Here is an 18,139-nt window from a genome sequence, read left to right as displayed (position 1 = left end):
ATACTGTTAAATGGAGGAATCATTATATGAAAGCCACAGGAATTGTGAGAAGAATTGATGACTTAGGTCGTGTTGTTATTCCAAAAGAAATCCGTAGAACCTTACGGATCCGAGAAGGTGCACCATTGGAGATTTACACAGGATCAAATGGGGAAATTATTTTTAAAAAATATTCCCCTATGGAAGAAATTTCAATTGCTGCAGCACAGTATGCAGAAGTACTCTACAAAACAATAGAGCTTCCTGTGCTGATTTGTGACCACGAACAGGTAATTGCTGCAGCTGGAATTTCGAAAAAAGAAGTTTTGGAGCGCCGCATTTCTTCTGAATGGGAAGAAATGTTGACCCAACGCCAAACATACCAAAAAACAAACCAGTCCACTGGAATGCAGCCAGTAGACGGTGTTAGTCGGAGTGCCTTAATAGGAATTCCCATTTTATCAAATGGAGATTTAAGTGGAAGTATTTTATTTTTAGAAGATGATCATTGCCATCAAGCGGATGATACTTTACTAAAATTGGCTACTACCGCTGCTTTATTCTTTGGAAAACAGATGGAGCCATAAATCAAGATAGCAAAAATGGCTTGAAACTAGGTTTCAAGCCATTTTTATACATATCATAAAAAATCAAATTCAGTTAATTATTTATCAGTATTTTTTCGTAATGATATAATTTAATTGTAATCGTATTTTTAGATAAAATAAGGATAGATTGATTCTATTTAAATGGTTTATAGTATTAAATTCATTTTAACACAAAACAGATTTTAATAAAACACCAACGATTTTTGATAATATCATTGTGTATTAGCAAATTTTTGGTGTTTTATTATTTGACAAAATAATATAAAAAATTTAATATCTTGCTAACTAGACAGCTAATCCACAAAAAGTGTCTCCTGAAAGATTTTTCTATAGTATAGCCCTTTCCTTATAGCATTCAATAAAAGCCTATCAAATCAGTTTAGCTTTATTTTTAATTTCTTGAATACTTACCAAAAAACAACCCTCGTATAAGTAAAAAGATACCAGTAATTACAATAAGAAGAGGAACCCCCATTAATATTCCCATTACACGAAATGCTTCTGGGATGGAAAATGAGCCTGTAGCCATATAAAGGAACCCCACCCCTCCGGCACCAAAAGCCAAACCAAGCACAACCTCAATCCAATTGATGTTTCCTATCTTGATATGCCCTTGAATCACCAAAAAAGCGAAGATAAAAAACAATGGAACTACAGTAAAGATCACTCCAACACCAATCATGATACTATTGCTATTTGTCCCTTTAACAACAGCTTCTTCTGGATCATTGGGGTTGTACAAAATCTTTTTGGTACTTCCCTGATTAGGAAGATTCCCTACACCATAATCCGTAGAAACGGTGTATTCTTTTCCATCAACGGTATAGGAATAGGTCAATTGATATGAATTTTGATTGTATATCCTAAAGGTATGTTTACGGGCAGGCTTGTATTTGTCAGTAGTATAGACACGATAGCTTACATAATAGCCTACCGTTTCCTTATAGTTTTTTGTCCTATTATTCCATTCAACTGACCCTTTCACACCAAAAAACAGAAAGAAAACACCGGCTATTAGGCTTATTGCTACTAATACAGAGGTTATAATTTTCTTTACCATTCTTTCTCACATCCCCGTTTTAATATACACAGATACTATCTGTTAGTTTTCCTTTAAAATCAATCCAACTGGGCAATGGTCGCTTCCCATAATATCAGAATAAATAACTGCATCTTCTATCCGTTCCTTTAATTCCTCCGAAGCCAGAAAATAATCAATTCTCCACCCCGCGTTTTTTGCCCGGGCTTGAAACATATAGGACCACCAGGAGTATGCCCCTTCCTTATCTGGGTACAAATAACGGAATGTATCAATAAAACCGCTATTTAACAGTTGGCTCATCTTTCCCCGCTCTTCATCTGTAAACCCTGCATTCCCACGGTTTGTTTTAAAGTTTTTCAAGTCAATTTCCTGATGTGCTACATTCATATCACCGCACACGATAACTGGTTTTTTCGATTTCAACTGTAGCAAATAATCGCGGAAAGCATCCTCCCAACTCATACGGTAATCCAAACGGGTCAGTTCTCTTTGCGCATTTGGCGTATACACAGTAACCAAATAAAAGCCCGGATATTCCGCAGTAATAGCACGTCCTTCTCCTGTGTGCTCTTCTACCCCAATATCATAACTCACTGACAAGGGTTCCTCTTTGCTGAACAACGCAGTGCCAGAATAGCCCTTTTTCACCGCACTGTTCCAATATTGGTGGTATCCCTCAAACGGATAATCTGTTTGTCCGGGCTGCATTTTTGTTTCCTGAACACAAAAAACATCCGCATCCTGTTCACGAAAAAATGTATCAAATCCTTTATTTAAGCAGGCACGTAACCCATTTACATTCCAAGAAATTAGTTTCATCTCATTACCCTCCATAAGGTTGATATTTTTGAATAATAGCGGAAGCAATGCGGATTCCATCCACAGCCGCACTCATAATTCCACCAGCATATCCAGCACCTTCTCCACAGGGATATAAACCCGATTTTCCCACAGCGCAAAAATCCTCTCCTCGAGTAATTCGTACTGGAGAACTTGTCCTGGTTTCTGGACCAGTTAATACAGCATCACTTGCATCAAAGCCTGGAATCTTCCTTCCAAACCTCTCTAGTCCTTCCCGCATCATTTGGGTGACGATATTGGGAAATAACCGGTCAAAATCCACTGGATTCACGCCCAGAGCATAAGAAGGATGTACCCGCTTTTCCTGTAACCCTACACGGTGATTTAAAAATTCTCCTACTGTAGCTGCTGGAGCCCGATAATCTTTTCCACCAAGCTGGAACGCCTGTTGTTCCAACCGTTGTTGGAACTTTATCCCATCCAATGGGGAGGAACCGAAATCCTCTGGTCCTACTCCCACAACCAAAGCGGAATTGGCGTTTTTCTGATCCCGTGCAAACTCACTCATCCCATTGGTCACCACAGTCCCTTCACAGGAACTGGAAGGAACTACCATACCACCGGGACACATGCAAAAGGTATATACCCCCCTACCATTCTTCCGATAAGAAAGCTGATATTCCCCTTTCGGTAATAAAGGATGACCAGCATACTTTCCATACAGCCCTTTATCAATTTCCGATTGCAGATGCTCAATACGCGCTCCAACCGAAAAAGCTTTTGGTTCCAAATAAACGCCAGATTCCAACAACATAGAGAAAGTATCCCGTGCACTGTGTCCTATTGCTAAAATCAATATAGAGGCTGGTATTTCTTCCCCATTTACCCGAATGGATTTTAACTGGTTATTTTGAAAAGTAACCCCTTCTAACTGGGAACAAAACCGAATCTCCCCTCCCAGGGACTGAATTTCTTCTCGGATCGATTTAACTACCTGTCGAAGTTTATCTGTACCAATATGTGGTTTTGCCTTTTTTAAAATTTCCTCTGGTGCTCCATGATTCACAAAATCTTTCAATACAAGGTCACAAAAAGGGTCAGAAATACGGGTTGTTAATTTTCCATCAGAAAAAGTGCCTGCTCCACCTTCTCCAAATTGTACATTCGCCTTTGAGTCAAAAACTCCTTGTTTCCAAAACCGGTTTACCCCTATTACCCGTTGATCCACATCGGTACCACGTTCTAACACAATTGGGCGGTATCCCTGTCGGGCTAAGGTTAAGGCAGCAAACATTCCAGCTGGCCCAAACCCCGCAATTACGATGGGGGATTCTAATTTTTCTAATCCAGGTGTAAAACAAATGCTACGTTTTTCCCGATAAACAACCGAAGAGTCGGAAGCTGCCTGCACAGCTTCTAACTCTCCTTCTGTTAATTCAACACATACTGTATTCACAAGGGTAATCTGGTTCTGGCGCCTTGCATCTAAAGATACCTTATTTACATAGGCTTCTTTGACAAGGTTATGGGAAATTTTTAATTTTTTAATTGCTTTCCGGATTGCCTGTTCTTCTGTTTGATCTAAGCCAATCCGGATTCCAGATACAACAATCGGCATTTTGTCCTCCCTTAGCTTATGGATTTTTTTGTGCTACAACAATACAGTCATAGCTGCCTACTACCCAAACATTTTCTTTGGAAACTACCTCAATGGTTACTTGAACTGTTTGGGAACCTTCTTTAATGGGTTGACTGGTATAATCCACGGTTGCCACTAAATCATTTGGCATTAATGTTCCAATTACCGATTGGTCTCCCACAATCTTTACGTTTTGGATGCTGGAATTTTGCACTGTAATGGTATACCCCGAAGGGATATTGCTTTGACGGATATCCGTTACATCAAGTAATTTGGAGCTCCAGTTAGTATCCGTAAATGTAACCGTTACTTGGGTTACGTTACTGATATTTTTAAATCCAGACGGGACAGAAATATTAAACTGAAATGTCTTTCCAACATCCAATTCCCGAATATCAATGTAACCTAAATTAATTTCTGATATGTTTTGCACAGCATCTTCTGAGCCTGCAATATTAATCTGATTAACCGACATTGAATATTCTAATTTACTGGTGTCTAAGTTTGCTGGAACATTTTTGTATTTAAATGTTAAAGGAACTGTAGCTTGTTTGTAGACCGGAATTACAACTTCAAAAGTCTCACGATCAAAGGTAAACCAGCTGTTATCCAATTGGTTTCCATCCACATCATATAACAACAACGTTCCCTTTTTTGTTGTAGTCTGGGTTAAAGTTTCACTGGCATCTGTCATAATAATGCCATGGTCTAGCCGGTCAATATACTGCTCTGGACCTTTTACTTCCAACTTATCTGGTGTTGGCACAGGATTTTCTAAAATAAAGTCATCTTCCACTTTAATATTAGGTGCCTGTGCTGTTAACGTAATGGTTTTACTGGATACTTTATCAAAAGTAACATTAACAGTAGAAGGGGAAATATTTGCTACTTGGAACTCGGAACTGTTCTCTTTCGAAGAAGCACGCAGTTCTAAAGTATAGCTTCCAGCTCCTTGTATTGATACTGCGGAAAATTCCACCTTAAAATCCGCTTGGGTCAATTTGCTCACCTGATAACGTTTCCCCTCTACTGTAATAGAAACATTAGCAGGCTCTATCTTAATTACTTCTAAACCCAGTTTATCTGCTTGTGTATCAGCTAAATCATACGTCACAGGAATATCACGGATTACCTTTTTTTGCATTGGATCCAGTTGGATTACAACAACTAGCCACGCAATCACAGCAATTAAAATGGAAAACACCATAGTAAACCGTTTATTTTCAATTAATCGTCCAAAAGAGAATTTTTTCATTGCTTCTTTTCCCTCCTGGTTCTGGATTTTTTATGTTCTACAGGTTGTTCTGGAATTATCCTGCTTGTTAAATAGTCCACTAATTGTTCTTTGGTTAAGTGGCGGATAATCTCACCATTTTCCGCAACAGAAATCGCTCCTGTTTCTTCTGAAACAACCAGAATAACAGCATCGGAATTCTCACTCATCCCAATCGCAGCACGATGACGGGACCCCAATTCCCTTGCAATTAATTCTTCTTTTTCCGGCTTGGGCAAAAAGCAGGAAGCCGCTAAAATCCTAGCATCCCGAATAATCATTGCCCCATCATGCAACGGAGAATTTTTAAAGAAGATATTACCAATTAATTCTTCACTAATATCCGCATTAATTTCCACACCAGTTGCAATCTGTTCCCCTAATTTACTTTGCCGTTCAAATACAATTAAAGCTCCTGTTTTGGTTTTGGATAGGGATTCTGCAGCGGAAGCAATCGTATTGATCGCTTTCTCCCAACGACGAATATTCTGTTCCTCTTCAGATTTCCCACTAAACAGGTTACTTAGCCTACGTCCGCTTACCTTTGTCCGGCCAACCCGTTCCAACGCACGCCGAAGTTCTGGTTGAAATAGTACCACAATCGCAACCAAACCAAAATTAAAGATATAGTTTAATAAAATATTAATCGTTTTTAAATCTAAAAGATTAGAAACTACCAATACAACACACAGCAATAAAATCCCTTTTAACAGCTGTGCCGCACGGGTTTCCTTTACCAATTGGATACCTTTATAAACCAAAAATGCTACTAATAGAATATCCAGCAAATCATTGATGCGAAAAGAGGCTATTACACCTCCAATTACTTCACCCACTGCACTAAAAAACTGTGCAACAGACTGTAAAAACTGCATACAGCAAAGTCCTTTCCCTCTGAATTATCTATACCTATTCTATTGTACCATACAATGGGTGAATTTCAAGCAATGGAGGTGATTTTTTTCATTATAGAAACAGTATTTTTATGAAAATGAAAATTATATTTTACAAAACAGAATGCGTATAAAAATTATAACTATATGATCGTTTTATTAGTTGGTGATGTTTTCTATGATTCAATTGTATTTTTTCCAGTATCCGCATAAATACAATAAAAAAACAGGGAGATACCCCCTGTTTTTTTATTTTGATATTTTTTGCATCGTTGACAGAAACTTTTGGATCTCTTCCCTCTTATTAAAAACGGAAACCGATAACCTTACTCCTCCAATTTCTTCAGTCCCTAGAGCTTGATGAATCAGCGGAGCGCAGTGTAAACCACCTCTTAAAGCAAACCCTGCGTCATTTAATTGATCCACGACTTCCATCGAGGTTCTTCCTTTTACATTAAAAATAAATACAGGGAGATAGCTTCCTTCTGCACAATCAGGGGTATATAACTGAATATTCCGCATCCCTTTTAACCCCAAAAATGCCATTCTGCATAAAGAAATTTCATGTTGATAAATCCGTCGCAATCCTTTTTGCTTTAAAAATTGAATTCCTGCTCCCAATCCACAAATTCCAGCTGTATTTACAGTTCCGGATTCCATTCGTTCTGGATAAAATTCCGGCTGTTCCATACGAAAAGAATTAGTACCAGTCCCACCTTCCATAATTGTTTCTAATAAGATTTTATTTCCCAATACCAATAGACCTGTTCCAGACGGCCCATATAAACTTTTGTGGCCAGCAGTACAAAAAAGGTCAATCCCCATATTGCGCACTTGAACTGGTAATACCCCTGCGGATTGAGCCCCATCAACTGCAAATAAAATGTTATGTTCTTTGCATAGTTTCGCAATCCGTTCAATGGGCAAACGCTGTCCTGTCACATTAGAACCATGGGTACAAATAATCAATTTTGTATCTGACCGGATTGCTTTTTTTATCATAGCTAAAATCGTCTCTTCGCTTTGATTATAAACATCCATAATGGTATAAGAAACGTTATTGTGTTTTGCAAGGGAAGCAATTGGGCGCAGAACAGAATTGTGTTCTAGATTGGTCGTAATCACATGGCCACCATTTAGCAGAATCCCCTTAATCGCAAAATTCAATGCTTGAGTACAATTACAGGTAAAAATTACGTTCTCCACCTCAGCATCAAAAAAATCCGCTGCTAAGTTACGCACTTGGTAGACTTTTTCAGCGGTACGCATGGAAATTGAATGCCCGCTTCTGCCGGGGTTTCCTCCATAACGCAACATTCCTTGTTGTACCGCTTGAATTACCTGATTTGGTTTTGGATAGGTTGTTGCCGCATTATCAAAATATATCATAAACAATCCCCCTCTTTTCTCTATTCCTATGTAGTTCTTCTTTTCGTTATAACTCACAATAGAAAAAAGGCCGTTGCCTTTTGAAACAACGGCCCGGCATTAATCCAACAATTCAAATCCCGCTTGCTGTAGTAAAGAAGCCGCCTGCCCGCCATCTTGGTTCACACGTAGGCTATAACCACAGCCACGTTTTCGCAAGCTTTTTGGCGTCTTAATTACAGTTGATTGAATACCGTATTGTGCAAGATAGGATTTTGCTTTGTTGGCATAGGTGATCGAGGGTAAAGATATTAATTGACTTGGCATTCGTTTCACCTTCCTATCTCTCTCTATTTTATGCATAATTAAAAAAAAGGTGACGAATCCAAATTAGAAATTATAGTAAAGCAATTTTTTATTTTAATCTATACTTTTATTCGGGTAACGAACTATTAAATTTACCCTGCTAAACGATTAGAGTTTTTTCATTATTCTTAGACCATAATTTCTAATTAGCCTAAAAGATTAAATAATCATTGAAAGATATAAGAAAAATTTTCTCTACTTACATTTATTGTCCTATCATCCTGAAAAAAGTCTCCAAAAAACACATTTTCATTTTATTCTTGATAGTATTGCTTTTTTAAATCATTTCCTTTACTCAAAATTTGATGTGGAAGTTTTTTATCAGATAGCTCTCTTGGTAAAACAGGAAGTTCCCATGACATTCATAACCATTAATTTAACCGACGGATTGATTTGTCCTTATTGTGTCCTATTATCGGCCAACCTATCAAGGATCCTCTGAACGTTATTCCTCTTGCATCACTTGCCTTACAGCACGTAAACGATAAACCACCGTTCTAACAGCAACTTTCTGTTATCACAAGACTGTCATTATCGGCTTGCTTCAATCGATATTGGTCACGAAAGCTTTTTTACAAGATACCCAACAGAGCCAATGGTTTTCCCTAACCAATAAAAAAGTTCTGGTAGAAGCATTTCCACCAGAACTTTTAATAAAAGGAGTATTCAATCTATTATTTTATTTATTTTTTCTTTTTTTCAATACCACTGCACAACCAGCTGCAACCAAAGCAACTGTTACGCCAGCCATAGCGGTAACATCACCAGTTTGTGGAGAAGTTTCACTGGAAGTAGAAGAGTTGGAAGAGGTTGTATCAGAAGGGGTAGAGGATGGGGTTTCAGAAGGAGTAGTTGGTTGTTCTGGAACGCCACCAACACGATCAACAGAGTAATTTGGCATCACATTGTTTTCCAAAACAGATGGCACAAATTCACCTTCGCCACCTTCCGCAATAAATTGTTCCAATTCAGTTACAATACTAAACGCAACTGCATAAGTATCTTGTGCAATCAATTTTCCAAGTTCAGTTGCTTTTTCCTGTGCCAATGTAGGGTCAATTTCATACAGTTTTGTCATATCTGCATCCACTTGTTCCTGCTGCTCAATCAAAGCTGCCTGATATTGGTCTAAATATTTATGAATATTTTTTCCGTATAATTCCCTATCATCTTCTGCCAGATCATTTAATTTATTAAATACCCAATACATAGAATCTGTCGTGTATTCCAGATCCTCTGGATGATAACCTTCCCAAGTTTCTGTAATCATACCGCCATAGTAAGGGAGATACAGAGAAAATTCTGCACGGGACATTGCCAGCCATTCAACACCTACAATACCACTGTACATACCATCACGCATTTCCAATACATGGCATTCTGCTTGACGATCATTTCCGATTGCTTTAATAGAAGAATCCACATTGGAATCGTATTTTGTTCCTTCACCGCGGTATCCTAAATATTTCATTACTTCTTGGGTAGATAGTTTATGGTCAGGTTCAAAGAACAAGTCAAATGAACCGCCTTCAGCAGATTCAATATCTAAACTATTCCCTTTTTCTACATTCATATAATAAGTTCCCTGCCATAAACGTGTTAAATTACTTCTGCTAGCAGTGGATGGTCCATAGGTTTTAGCAACATGGATTTGTCCATCTACAGTTTGTAAAAATCCATTTTCTTCTGCCAAACTTACTAAACCATCAGAAACAATTACATTCTCTGTATCTGTTACATCAATAGTACCCAACATCATCATATTTGGGAATACAGCAACTTTATCTTCTGGCATTTTAACTGCTGCATATTGGTGCCCAGATACAATTTCCATGTACCAAGCTTCATTTGGATCACTAAACATCATGGTATTGCATTCACCAGCCCCATGCTCAGCTACAATTTTACCCAGCAGTTCAACAGCTTCCCGAGCGGTTGTTGCTTGTCCCAAAATAACACTGGTCATAGAAACTTCACGAATACCGCCTTTTCTAACCAGTGGGTCCACTTTTGCAGCATCTCCATTATAACTAGTAGAAACAGTGGCAGTCATGGCAACGTCTTTTTCGTTGATACCCACCTCAGCAAATGCTTCATCACCATCTCCTTCCAAAGGGGAATCCTTTGCCAAAGAATAACGATAAGTATGTGCTGGATATTCTATAGAAAAACCATAACCATCTGTAAACATATCTCCAGCTTGATGATCTTCTGCTGGATGTACGGTAAAGATTTTATTGTGGTTTTTCGCAATATCCTCAGAACGTCCAATGAAAGAGGAACCATTTTGCGATACTCCTTTTCCTACATAAACGCCCATACAAGCGGAAGCACTAATACTGCTTCCCAATGCGATTGCACCGGACAAAGCCAATGCAACAATTACTTTTGTCCATTTTAATTTCATTTTTATTTCTTCCTTCTTACTTAAAATTATTCATAAAATGAATATTTATTCATTTGTGTTGTATATATTATAAGTTAAATAAATTAAAATGTCAATAAAAATGGAAATAAAATTGGATTTTATTAGCAATTTTGTAGTGATATATAAATAAAATATTTATAAAACAAAAAAAATAAACAATTTTTCTAAATTGATTTCATATTGAGCAGCTAAACTCTGATTGAATATGATGTATATTCATCCTTTATTAAGATTTCTTCTATTGTATAAAAACAAATCTTATGTAAAGACAATCTTTTATACTGACATATAATCTATTTTTTAACGAACGCAAAAATGCCTGTGAAAGAAAACTTTCACAGGCATTTTAAAACGATAATAGGAGACCTAAAAAATTAGCCTAATCTTTCTTTTAAAGCTTTCAATTGGTTAGACAATTCTTCTGGCAGTCTGTCACCAAACTGTTGATAGAATTCTTCGATGCCAGCAGCTTCTTCTCTCCACAGATCTTTATCAACATCCAGCAGACCTTTCACGGTATCCAAATCGATATCCAAGCCTTCGATATTGATATCTTCTGGTTTTGGTTCATAACCGATTGGAGTTTCAACAGCATCAACTTTATTTTCGCAGCGGTCTAAGATCCACATCAGGACACGCATGTTGTCACCAAATCCAGGCCAAATGAAGTGACCTTCATCGTCTGTTCTGAACCAGTTAACATTGAAGATTTTAGGAGCTTTATCACCCAATTTTTCGCCCATTTCGATCCAGTGAGCAAAGTAGTCACCCATATGGTAACCGCAGAATGGACGCATAGCCATTGGGTCACGACGAACAACACCAACTGCACCAGTAGCAGCAGCAGTTGTTTCAGAAGCCATCGTAGAACCTACAAATACACCATGGTTCCAGTCAAAAGATTGGTATACCAGTGGAGCTGTTTTTGCACGACGTCCACCGAAGATCATAGCAGAAATTGGAACACCCTGTGGATTGTTAAATTCTGGGCTGATGCAAGGACAGTTTACAGCTGGAGCTGTAAATCTGGAGTTTGGATGAGCACCTTTTTCAGTGGATTCTTTTCCATTCCAAGGATTACCTTTCCAGTCAATTGCATTTTCTGGTGGATTTTTATCTAAGCCTTCCCACCAAACAGTGTTGTCATCCATGTTATGAGCAACGTTTGTAAAGATAGTGTTCTTTTTGGTGGATTCCAAAGCATTAAAGTTAGATTTTGCGTTAGTACCAGGAGCAACGCCAAAGAAGCCGTTTTCTGGGTTGATTGCGTACAATCTGCCATCTTCACCTGGTTTCAACCATGCAATATCGTCACCAACTGTCCATACTTTATAGCCAGCTTTTTTGTATACTTCTGGTGGAATCAACATAGCCAGGTTTGTTTTACCACAAGCGGATGGGAATGCAGCGGAGATATATTTTACTTCGCCTTGTGGGTTTTCAATTCCCAAAATCAGCATATGTTCAGCCATCCAGCCTTCGTTCTTACCTTGATAAGAAGCAATTCTCAATGCAAAACATTTTTTACCCAGCAATACGTTTCCGCCGTAACCAGAGTTAATGGACCAGATAGTATTATCTTCTGGGAAATGAACAATATAACGTTTTTCAGGGTCGATATCTGCTTTAGAGTGCAAACCACGAACAAAGTCATTAGAGGTTTCGCCCAGGTTTTCAAAAGCATCTTTACCCATTCTTGTCATGATATCCATGTTCAATACAACATAGATGGAGTCTGTCAGCTCAACGCCAACTTTAGCCAAAGGAGAACCGATTGGACCCATGGAATAAGGGATAACGTACATAGTACGGCCTTTCATAACACCATCGTACATAGGTGTTAATTTAGCGTACATTTCTTTTGGATCACACCAGTTGTTGATTGGACCAGCATCTTCTTCTTTTCTAGTACAGATGAAGGTTCTATCTTCTACACGAGCAACGTCAGTTGGATCTGTTCTATGCAGGTAACAACCTGGCAATTTCTCCTGATTTAAAGGAATCATTTCTTTTGTCTCGGTAGCTTGTGCTCTCAATTCATTTAATTGAGCTTCACTGCCGTCAATCCAAACAACTTGGTCAGGTTTACAGAGGGCAACCATTTCGTCAACCCATTTTAACACATTTTGGTTATTTGTTAACATATTAGTTCTCCTTTATCTTATAATTTGTATCTTAGTGAAAACACTAATTTTCTACAATTACAATCTTACCATATATCGGAATATTCTGCAACAGTTAAACGTAAAATAAATGTTAATAAAATGCAGGAATTATATTTCATTTATGCAAATATGCTTAAATTTTGATTGATATGGAATGAATTGTAAAAATTTATGAATGTGAAAGGAATCACACTGCAAAAATATTACCAGAATATTGTAATAAAACTAAATTATTAACAGTTAATCTATAATTTATTTCTTATAAAAACGCCTTATCCAATAGTAGTATTCCCAAAATTATTATAATTCATTGCAAAAACCTGGATAAACCACTTTTATCCTTTCATTAAAAAACCCACGGAAAAATTCCGTGGGTTTTGATTTATCAGTAATTATTCAGCTTCGTTGCCGTATAATTCTTGTAATTTTAACAAATGAGCATATTTGTCAGCAGCTTGTTTTTCAGCTTTTGCAAACATAACTTCTGCTTTTTCAGGGTTAGAACGGGACAGAGCACTGTAGCGAACTTCGTTCATAATAAAGTCTCTGTAAGCAGCAGTTGGAGCTTTGCTATCAACTGTCAATGGATTTTTGCCTTCTGCTTTTGCTTGTGGGTTAAAGCGGAACATATTCCAGTAACCAGCAGCAACAGCGTTCTTTTCTTCTGTCTGAGCTTTGCTCATACCGCCTTTAATACCATGGTTAATACATGGAGCATAAGCGATAATCAAAGAAGGACCGTTATAAGCTTCTGCTTCGGAGATTGCTTTTAAGGTCTGGTTGTAATCAGCACCCATAGCAACCTGAGCAACATATACGTAGCCATAGCTCATAGCAATTTGAGCCAGGTCTTTTTTCTTCACTTCTTTACCGCCAGCAGCGAATTGAGCAATCGCACCTGTTGGAGTAGATTTCGAGGACTGACCACCTGTATTGGAGTAAACTTCGGTATCAAATACCATGATGTTTACATCTTCACCAGAAGCCAGAACGTGGTCAACACCGCCGAAGCCAATATCGTAAGCCCAGCCGTCACCACCAAAGATCCACATGGATTTTTTGCCCAAGTAATCTTTGTCTTTCAGGATATCTTCGCCAACATTTGCTTTTTCCAAAGCAGCTACCAATGCGTCTGTTGCAGCAGCGTTATCTTTGGAGTTGTTTTTGGTTGCTAAATAAGCTTCACAAGCAGCTTTTACATCACCGTCAGCAGTTTCAGCCAAAGCTTCTACTTTTTCGATCAAACGGTTTCTCAAAGCTTTTTGAGCCAGGTGCATACCAAAACCAAATTCAGCGTTATCTTCAAACAAGGAGTTTGCCCAAGCAGGACCTTTGCCTTCTTTATTTGTAGTATAAGGAGTTGCTGGGTAAGAACCACCCCAGATGGAAGAACATCCAGTAGCGTTTGCGATGTACATTCTGTCACCAAACAGCTGAGTAACCGCTTTCGCATATGGTGTTTCACCACAACCAGCACAAGCACCGGAGAATTCCAGCAGAGGCTGTTTGAACTGGCTGCCTTTTACAGTTGTTTCTTTAAATTTATCCACAACTTCTTGTTTTGCTGGCAGTTCTTGGCCATAAGCAAAGGTGTTCTGTTGAGCCAGCTGGCTTTCCAGACCGGACATTGTCAGAGCTTTTTCGCCTTTGAAGCCAGGACATACGTTTGCGCAAGAACCACAACCTGTACAGTCTAATACAGATACAGTCATAGCAAATTTATAGCCAGGCATACCTTTCATATCCACTACTTTTGTTCCTTCTGGAGCGTTAGCAGCTTCTTCTTCTGTCATAGCAACAGGACGGATAACAGCGTGTGGACATACATAAGAACAGAAGTTACATTGGATACAGTTATCTGGATTCCAAACAGGAACGTCAACCGCTACACCACGTTTTTCGTAAGCAGCAGAACCCTGTGGAACTGTACCATCTTCACGGCCTTTAAACGCAGATACTGGCAGTTTGTCACCAATCTGACCATTTACTGGTTCCAGGATGTTGTTTACGAAATCAACCAGGTTTTTGTTTTCACCTTCTACAGTATGGGTCAATACTTCACTTTCAGCATTTGCCCATTCAGCTGGTACTTTTACTTCTTTTACAGCGGTAGCGCCTTTGTCAATCGCGTCGTGGTTCATCTTAACGATTTTTTCACCTTTTTTGCCGTAAGAAGCGGTAGCAGCGTCTTTCATATATTTAATAGCATCTTCTTCTGGAATGATGTTAGCCAGTTTGAAGAATGCGGACTGGAGAACGGTATTGATACGTCCGCCTAAGCCAATTTCTTTACCAATTGCTACACCGTCGATGGTATAGAATTTGATGTTGTTTTTCGCAATATATGCTTTTACTTGACCTGGCAGGTGTTTTTCCAAACCTTCCATATCCCAGCTACAGTTCAACAGGAAAGTACCGCCTGGTTTAACATCCTGAACGATTTCATATTTGTTCATGTAGGATGGGTTATGGCATGCAACAAAGTCAGCCTGAGAAATCAAATAAGTGGATTTGATTGGCTGTTTACCAAAACGCAGGTGGGAAACAGTAACACCACCGGATTTTTTGGAGTCATATGCAAAGTAAGCCTGAGCATACATATCAGTGTGGTCACCGATAATTTTGATGGAGTTTTTGTTTGCACCAACTGTACCGTCAGCACCCAAGCCCCAGAATTTACAGCTATGTGTACCTTCAGCGGAAGTATCCAGAGGATCGCCTACTGGCAGGGACAAGTAAGTTACATCGTCGTTGATACCGATTGTGAAACGTGGTTTTTCGGTATTTTCGTATACAGCTTTGATTTGTGCTGGTGTTGTATCTTTGGAAGCCAAACCATAACGACCGCCAAATACAGTAACGTTTTCAAATTTTGTGCCTTTCAGAGCAGCAACTACATCCAGGTACAATGGTTCACCAATAGAACCTGGTTCTTTTGTACGGTCTAATACAGAAATCTGTTTTACAGTTTCTGGAATAACATCTAACAAGTATTTGGTGCTGAATGGACGGTACAGGTGAACTTTTACTACACCGTATTTGTTGCCAGCAGCATTTAATACATTGATGGTTTCTTCGATTGTATCACAAACAGAACCCATAGCAACAATAACGTGTTCTGCATCTGGAGCACCATAATAGTTGAATGGTTTGTAGTCTGTACCGATTTTTTCGTTTACTTTGTTCATGTATTTTACAACGATATCTGGCAGAGCGTCATAATAGGTGTTGCCAGCTTCAAAGTTCTGGAAGTAAACGTCGGAGTTTTGAGCAGAACCTTTTAATACAGGGTGGTTTGGATTTAAAGCGTTACGACGGAATTCGTCAACCAAATCCATATCCAGCATGTCTTTCAGGTCTTCATAGTCCCACATTTCGATTTTCTGAAGTTCATGAGAGGTTCTAAAACCATCAAAGAAGTTTACAAAAGGAACTTTACCTTCTAAAGCAGCCAGATGGGCAACAGGGGTTAAGTCCATAACTTCCTGTACAGAACCTTCTGCCAACATAGCATAACCAGTTTGACGGCAAGCATATACGTCAGAGTGGTCGCCGAAGATGGACAGAGCGTGAGTAGAAATACAACGTGCGGAAACGTTGATTACGCCTGGCAATTTTTCACCAGCCATTTTATACATATTTGGAATCATCAGCAGCAAGCCTTGGGAAGCAGTGAAAGTAGTAGTTAAAGCACCAGCAGCCAAAGAACCATGTACTGCACCAGCAGCACCTGCTTCAGATTGCATTTCAGTAATTTTTACTGTTTGTCCAAAAACATTTTTTCTTCCTTCAGTAGCCCATTTATCAGCTACTTCAGCCATTGTGGAAGAAGGGGTAATTGGATAGATAGCAGCTACATCTGTATACGCGTAGGAAACGTGTGCAGCAGCATTGTTACCATCCATGGTTTTCATTTTTCTAGCCATGTTGTATCCTCCTAAAATTAGCCTTTTTATAGTATCCTTGGTCAGAATACCCGTACGTTAGTATTTTATCACTAATCACACCTGCTGTAAATAGCAATAATCAAATATTATTATGGAATTCTCCGTTTTTTTTTAGCGAATTATCGCAAAATACAAAAAACCTTTTGAAAAAACAGTTATTTCATGTAAAATTATCCTTCTTACTAGAAAGTATTCTTTTACAATACTATATTGTATCTCATGAAATTGAAATATAAGGATAAAAATTATAATACAACTTAATGAATCAACTTTTATTACAATCTATTAAGAACAAGTTGATTTTTAAACAATCATTTCATACAAGTTTAACTAAAACAAATTGACTTTTCCACTAAAATAGGGTATGATAATAAACAAATAAATGGATTAAAAATAGCAATTTTAGCAATAAAGGAGTTAAGGAAATACTATGGACGCAGACGGGCGCTCGACAAAATCAAGTGGCAATTCTTTTTTTTCCAAACTATTTGGTGGTTCCAAATCCCAGTATGAAAATGTAACAGAAGAAGAAATTCTAATGATGGTGGATGCTGGCCAGGAGGAAGGGGTCATTGAAAAAAGCCAAAAAGAAATGATTAACAACGTATTGGAGTTTGGTGATACTACAGTAGAAGATGTCATGACCCATCGTGTAGATCTGATAGCACTGGAAGAAAACGATAGTATCCACGATGTGGTGTTCCACGCTTTAAACGACGGTTTTTCCCGTATCCCAATTTATAAAAATGATATTGACAACATCGTTGGTATTATTTATGTAAAAGACCTGTTGGCGCTGGTTGGCTGTGAAGATATTGAACAGTACACCATTAAGCAGTTTATCCGGGAAGTGCTCTATGTACCGGAAACGGCAAAATGCCGGGATTTATTTACCCAATTTACCCAGAAAAAGCAACACCTTGCCGTTGTGGTAGATGAGTATGGCGGTACTGCCGGTATTGTAACCATGGAAGATTTGGTAGAATCTATTTTCGGCGATATTCAGGACGAATATGATGACGAAGAAGAGGAAATCAAAAAAGTAAACGAAACCACCTATATCATTGAAGGCTCCGCTGACCTGGATGATGTGGCAGAAGTGTTAGGCCTTCATGTGGAGGAAAATCCGGATTACGATACATTGGGTGGCTTTATTGTAGACCAGTTGGGACGTATCCCGAATGAAGGGGAGCATCCTGTTTTACAGATAGAACAGGTGGAATTTACAGTACTAGTGGTGGAAGAACGACATATTGCCAAAGTGCGTGCAGTAAAATTATCCACATCTTCCGAAAACAATAATTCATTATAATCGCCTATCAACCAGGAAGTATTTTTATAAAGATACTTCCTGGTTTTTTCTATTTCACCGATAACCCCGCTTTAGAGATAAATCCTCTGAAAAATATTCCTTTCCAAGGCAAATGCTGTTCATTTAGTTCATCAGTGGTTTATTAAAAAGAGAGTTCCCCTATTTAGAATCTCAAATATAGTATGTACAATATAGAGAAAACACAGAGTTTCCTCTTTTTCCAATAAAAGAAATCTCTATTTTCGAATGCTGTTTCGGAACAATATATATCCCTGAAAAATAATTTTATCTAAATTTTGTATGGATACCAAATACAGC

The 18,139-nt window shown here is 38.3% G+C and carries 12 protein-coding genes; 2 read left to right on the top strand and 10 right to left on the bottom strand.

Features of this window, described 5'->3' with window-relative positions; all coding sequences use genetic code 11:
- Positions 1 to 26: 26 nt before the first annotated feature.
- Complete coding sequence (locus tag BQ2683_RS05870) at positions 27 to 566, top strand: stage V sporulation T C-terminal domain-containing protein (RefSeq protein WP_069988096.1); 540 nt, start codon at positions 27 to 29, stop codon at positions 564 to 566.
- 412 nt (positions 567 to 978) lie between these two features.
- On the opposite strand, the gene BQ2683_RS05865 is transcribed toward BQ2683_RS05870, so the two are convergent.
- From BQ2683_RS05865 to nifJ, 10 genes are all read right to left on the bottom strand, one after another.
- On the bottom strand, positions 979 to 1,647 hold the full coding sequence (locus tag BQ2683_RS05865; protein WP_069988095.1) for a DUF3592 domain-containing protein: 669 nt from the start codon (positions 1,645 to 1,647) through the stop codon (positions 979 to 981).
- A gap of 42 nt (positions 1,648 to 1,689) precedes the next feature.
- Positions 1,690 to 2,448 (bottom strand): exodeoxyribonuclease III, encoded by a 759-nt coding sequence (locus BQ2683_RS05860; RefSeq protein WP_069988094.1) that lies wholly within the window; start codon positions 2,446 to 2,448, stop codon positions 1,690 to 1,692.
- Positions 2,449 to 2,452: 4 nt separating this feature from the next.
- Positions 2,453 to 4,048 carry an NAD(P)/FAD-dependent oxidoreductase gene (locus BQ2683_RS05855; protein ID WP_069988093.1) on the bottom strand — a complete coding sequence of 532 codons (1,596 nt, stop codon included), beginning with the start codon at positions 4,046 to 4,048 and terminating at the stop codon, positions 2,453 to 2,455.
- A gap of 16 nt (positions 4,049 to 4,064) precedes the next feature.
- Complete coding sequence (locus BQ2683_RS05850) at positions 4,065 to 5,324, bottom strand: CdaR family protein (protein ID WP_069988092.1); 1,260 nt, start codon at positions 5,322 to 5,324, stop codon at positions 4,065 to 4,067.
- Positions 5,321 to 6,217, bottom strand: coding sequence for a diadenylate cyclase CdaA (gene cdaA, locus BQ2683_RS05845; RefSeq protein WP_069988091.1), 897 nt, complete (start codon positions 6,215 to 6,217; stop codon positions 5,321 to 5,323). The genes BQ2683_RS05850 and cdaA overlap by 4 nt, the downstream gene beginning before the upstream one ends.
- Before the next feature lie 267 nt (positions 6,218 to 6,484).
- Positions 6,485 to 7,624 (bottom strand): aminotransferase class V-fold PLP-dependent enzyme, encoded by a 1,140-nt coding sequence (locus BQ2683_RS05840; RefSeq protein WP_069988090.1) that lies wholly within the window; start codon positions 7,622 to 7,624, stop codon positions 6,485 to 6,487.
- A gap of 99 nt (positions 7,625 to 7,723) precedes the next feature.
- Complete coding sequence (locus BQ2683_RS05835; protein ID WP_069988089.1) at positions 7,724 to 7,930, bottom strand: putative Se/S carrier protein; 207 nt, start codon at positions 7,928 to 7,930, stop codon at positions 7,724 to 7,726.
- 718 nt (positions 7,931 to 8,648) lie between these two features.
- Positions 8,649 to 10,376, bottom strand: coding sequence for a C69 family dipeptidase (locus BQ2683_RS05830; RefSeq protein WP_069988088.1), 1,728 nt, complete (start codon positions 10,374 to 10,376; stop codon positions 8,649 to 8,651).
- A gap of 395 nt (positions 10,377 to 10,771) precedes the next feature.
- Positions 10,772 to 12,541, bottom strand: a complete 1,770-nt coding sequence (locus BQ2683_RS05825; protein ID WP_069988087.1) for a phosphoenolpyruvate carboxykinase (GTP) — start codon at positions 12,539 to 12,541, stop codon at positions 10,772 to 10,774.
- A gap of 413 nt (positions 12,542 to 12,954) precedes the next feature.
- Positions 12,955 to 16,488 carry a pyruvate:ferredoxin (flavodoxin) oxidoreductase gene (nifJ, locus tag BQ2683_RS05820; protein ID WP_069988086.1) on the bottom strand — a complete coding sequence of 1,178 codons (3,534 nt, stop codon included), beginning with the start codon at positions 16,486 to 16,488 and terminating at the stop codon, positions 12,955 to 12,957.
- Between the two features lie 451 nt (positions 16,489 to 16,939).
- On the opposite strand from nifJ, the gene BQ2683_RS05815 reads away from it, so the two are divergent.
- Positions 16,940 to 17,821, top strand: a complete 882-nt coding sequence (locus BQ2683_RS05815; RefSeq protein ID WP_069988085.1) for a hemolysin family protein — start codon at positions 16,940 to 16,942, stop codon at positions 17,819 to 17,821.
- Positions 17,822 to 18,139: the final 318 nt, after the last annotated feature.

The sequence above is a fragment of the Massilioclostridium coli genome, from assembly GCF_900095865.1.
In the GTDB taxonomy this organism is placed as follows: Bacteria; Bacillota; Clostridia; order Oscillospirales; family Ruminococcaceae; genus Massilioclostridium; species Massilioclostridium facile.
Note: the sequence above shows the minus strand (reverse complement) of the source record. Positions and strands in the feature narration are given on the sequence as shown.

Bases quoted from the DNA above. Each gene is read 5' to 3' on its own strand.
- BQ2683_RS05825 (WP_069988087.1), bottom strand. From the start codon at position 12,541: ATGTTAACAAATAACCAAAATGTGTTAAAATGGGTTGACGAAATGGTT.
- nifJ (WP_069988086.1), bottom strand. From the start codon at position 16,488: ATGGCTAGAAAAATGAAAACCATGGATGGTAACAATGCTGCTGCACAC.
- BQ2683_RS05850 (WP_069988092.1), bottom strand. From the start codon at position 5,324: ATGAAAAAATTCTCTTTTGGACGATTAATTGAAAATAAACGGTTTACT.
- BQ2683_RS05815 (WP_069988085.1), top strand. From the start codon at position 16,940: ATGGACGCAGACGGGCGCTCGACAAAATCAAGTGGCAATTCTTTTTTT.
- BQ2683_RS05870 (WP_069988096.1), top strand. From the start codon at position 27: ATGAAAGCCACAGGAATTGTGAGAAGAATTGATGACTTAGGTCGTGTT.
- BQ2683_RS05835 (WP_069988089.1), bottom strand. From the start codon at position 7,930: ATGCCAAGTCAATTAATATCTTTACCCTCGATCACCTATGCCAACAAA.
- BQ2683_RS05855 (WP_069988093.1), bottom strand. From the start codon at position 4,048: ATGCCGATTGTTGTATCTGGAATCCGGATTGGCTTAGATCAAACAGAA.
- BQ2683_RS05830 (WP_069988088.1), bottom strand. From the start codon at position 10,376: ATGAAATTAAAATGGACAAAAGTAATTGTTGCATTGGCTTTGTCCGGT.
- BQ2683_RS05860 (WP_069988094.1), bottom strand. From the start codon at position 2,448: ATGAAACTAATTTCTTGGAATGTAAATGGGTTACGTGCCTGCTTAAAT.
- BQ2683_RS05865 (WP_069988095.1), bottom strand. From the start codon at position 1,647: ATGGTAAAGAAAATTATAACCTCTGTATTAGTAGCAATAAGCCTAATA.
- BQ2683_RS05840 (WP_069988090.1), bottom strand. From the start codon at position 7,624: ATGATATATTTTGATAATGCGGCAACAACCTATCCAAAACCAAATCAG.
- cdaA (WP_069988091.1), bottom strand. From the start codon at position 6,217: ATGCAGTTTTTACAGTCTGTTGCACAGTTTTTTAGTGCAGTGGGTGAA.